Annotated in this window: 4 protein-coding genes; all 4 read right to left on the bottom strand. The window is 65.5% G+C overall.

Annotation, left to right across the window (positions count from 1 at the left end):
- The coding region (locus tag X803_RS20970) for a helix-turn-helix domain-containing protein (RefSeq protein ID WP_156929978.1) at nt 1-699 on the bottom strand (699 nt) is incomplete at its 3' end.
- A gap of 86 nt (nt 700-785) precedes the next feature.
- Nucleotides 786-2,117, bottom strand: a complete 1,332-nt coding sequence (gene glyA / locus X803_RS0105530; protein WP_026544360.1) for a serine hydroxymethyltransferase — start codon at nt 2,115-2,117, stop codon at nt 786-788.
- A complete protein-coding gene (gcvH, locus tag X803_RS0105535; RefSeq protein ID WP_026544361.1) occupies nt 2,114-2,497 on the bottom strand; it encodes a glycine cleavage system protein GcvH in 384 nt (127 codons plus the stop codon). The genes glyA and gcvH overlap by 4 nt, the downstream gene beginning before the upstream one ends.
- Before the next feature lie 124 nt (nt 2,498-2,621).
- A partial coding sequence (locus X803_RS21380) for a glycine cleavage T C-terminal barrel domain-containing protein (RefSeq protein WP_035778075.1) occupies nt 2,622-3,029 on the bottom strand: 408 nt, incomplete at its 5' end.

Raw genomic sequence — 3,029 nt, forward strand, 5'->3', positions numbered from 1 at the left:
GATCTTCAACGCGTCCCGGTAGGGTTTGGCCCGACCGCCGGCGTGCTGGTTCTCCCGGGACACCCGCTTAGGCCGGGACAGGCTCAGATACCGGTAGAGGTCCTTACGCAGCTCACCGCGGGACTGGACGTAGAGGCACTGGTAGATCGTCTCGTGGCTGATCTGCATGCTCTTATCATCGGCGTAATCCTTGGCCAGCACGAGTGAGATCAGCTTCGGGCTCCACCCGTCCTCCAACGCGTCCTCGATGAAACGCAGCAGGTCATGATTCATCGCGGTGAGTTTGAACGCCTTGGGACGGTGCGCCCGCTGATGGGCCCGCGCATGGGCCAGGTCTGCCTGATACGAGCCGTCCGGGTTCGTATTGCGTTTGATCTCCCGCCAGATCACCGTACGGTCCCGTCCGAGTTCACGGCCGATCTCGGCGTGGCCTTTCCCGTCCCGTAACCGGACCATGATCGTGGCCCGTTCCACCAGGGACAGCCGTCCCGTCCCCGGTGTTCCAACCGATGTCGGCGGATCAGCCAGCCCGCCCGGAATGCCCGTCATCAATGTCATGCCGCCAGTTTTACGCCACTGATAGGCGGCCCCGTTGCGGGACACACCCGCGACCCGGGCAGCCTCACTGAATGAGGCCCCCGAGCACAACACCGCGTAGAACTTATCCCACTGCTCCGGCAGGAACCACGTCTTCTTCATAGCAACACCACTTTCGGGGAGGCGTTGCACTGACCGTATGACTTTCCAGTCTCCGAACTCTCCTTATGTGGACAAAAGTTCAGAGGTCAGGCGAGGTTCGAGACGCCTGGGTAGAGCGGGTGGGCGGCGGCGAGGGCTTCCACCCGGGAGCGCAGCCCGGAGAGGTCCGCACCGGCGTCGGCAATCAATGCCTCGGCGATGATGTCCGCCACCTCCGCGAAGGCTGCCGCACCGAATCCCCGGGTAGCCAGCGCAGGAGTGCCGATGCGCAGCCCGGAGGTGACCATCGGCGGCCGCGGGTCGAACGGCACGGCATTGCGATTGACCGTGATGTCGATCTCCGCCAGCCGGTCTTCGGCCTCCTGACCGTTGAGCTCGCAGTCGCGCAGGTCCACCAGGACCAGGTGCACGTCGGTCCCGCCGGAGATCACGTTGATTCCTTTGGCGGTGACGTCGGGCTGGACCAGCCGGTCGGCCAGGATGCGGGCACCGTTCAGGACGCGCTCCTGGCGCTCCTTGAACTCGGGCGAGGCCGCGATCTTGAACGCGACAGCCTTGCCTGCGATGACGTGCTCCAGCGGTCCGCCCTGCTGGCCCGGGAACACGGCCGAGTTGATCTTCTTCGCGACGTCGGCGTCATTGCTCAGGATGATTCCGCCGCGCGGGCCGGCGAGGGTCTTGTGGGTGGTGGAGGTGGTGACGTGCGCGTGCGGCACCGGGGAGGGGTGCAGCCCGGCGGCGACGAGGCCGGCGAAGTGCGCCATGTCCACCATGAGGTAGGCGCCCACGGAGTCGGCGATGCGGCGGAACTCGGCGAAGTCGAGCTGCCGGGCGTAGGCCGACCAGCCGGCGACGATGAGCTGCGGCTTGTGTTCCTGCGCGAGGCGCTCCACCTCGGCCATGTCGATCCGGTGGTCATCCTCGCGCACCTGGTACGGGATGACGTTGTAGAGCTTGCCGGAGAAGTTGATCCGCATCCCGTGGGTGAGGTGTCCGCCATGGGCCAGGTTCAGGCCCATGATGGTGTCACCGGGCTTGATCAGGGCGTGCATCACCGAGGCGTTGGCCTGCGCACCGGAGTGCGGCTGCACATTGGCGTACTCCGCGCCGAAGAGTGCCTTGACCCGGTCGATCGCGAGCTGCTCGATTACGTCCACGTGCTCGCAGCCGCCGTAGTAGCGCTTGCCGGGGTAGCCCTCGGCGTACTTGTTGGTCAGGACGGAGCCCTGCGCCTGCATAACGGCTGCGGCGGTGTGGTTCTCCGACGCGATCATCTCCAGGCCGGAGCGCTGCCGGTTCAGTTCGTCGTCGATCTTCGCGGCAACTTCAGGGTCCAGCTCGGACAGCTGTGCGTTCAGCGACGGCGATGCCACCTGCTCGAAGGCGACTGTGGCCTGGCTTGTGCCTGCCGGGCTCACAGCTCGCCGCCGTTGGCTGCGGCGTACTCTTCGGCGGACATCAGGGGGCCTTCTTCGGTGACGGCCACCTTGAAGAGCCAGCCGTTGCCGTACGGATCGCTGTTGATCAGTTCCGGGCTGTCGACGACGTCGGCATTGGTTTCGACGACCTCGCCGGTGACGGGTGCGTACAGGTCCGAAACAGACTTGGTGGACTCAACCTCGCCGCAGGTTTCGCCTGCGGTAACGGTGTCGCCGACCTCGGGCAGGTCAACGTACACGATGTCCCCGAGCGCATCAGTGGCGACGGCAGTGATGCCGATCGAGACGGGTCCGCCGCCATTGCCGGCAACCCATTCGTGTTCGGCGGAGTACAACAGGTCAGCAATAACCTTGCTCATTTGGTTTTCCTTTACAACGAGAAATTTGTGGTGGGGGGGCTCCAGCAGAGTCGGCATTTTCACGCGTGCTGCTTCGCTTAACGCACGCTTCCGAAAACGCCGGCTCTGCCGGAGGATCCACGGCTTACTTGGAACGCTTGTAGAACGGCAGTGCGACAACCTCGAACGGCTCAGCCTTGCCGCGCAGGTCGATGTCCAACGCGGTGCCGGGTTCGGCGTGCTCGACGTCGACGTACGCCAGGGCGATCGGGTACCCGAGGGTGGGGGAGGGCTGGCCGGAGGTCACTTCGCCGACCACGTTGCCGTCCTTGAGCACCGGGTAGGAGCTGCGACCGGCTCGGCGCCCAAGGCCCTTGAGGCCAACGAGCCTCCGGCCGGTGGTGGATCCTGCGCCGTCCGCCTTCAGCTCGGCCAGGGCGGTCTTCCCGACGAAGTCGGATTCCTTGGTCAGGGAGACAACCGGGCCGAGGCCTGCGGCGTACGGGTTTCCTTCGCGGGAGAGCTCGTTGCCGTAGAGCGGCATGCCCGCCTC

It is taken from the genome of Arthrobacter sp. 35/47 (assembly GCF_000520475.1).
Classification (GTDB): Bacteria; Actinomycetota; Actinomycetes; order Actinomycetales; family Micrococcaceae; genus Arthrobacter_D; species Arthrobacter_D subterraneus.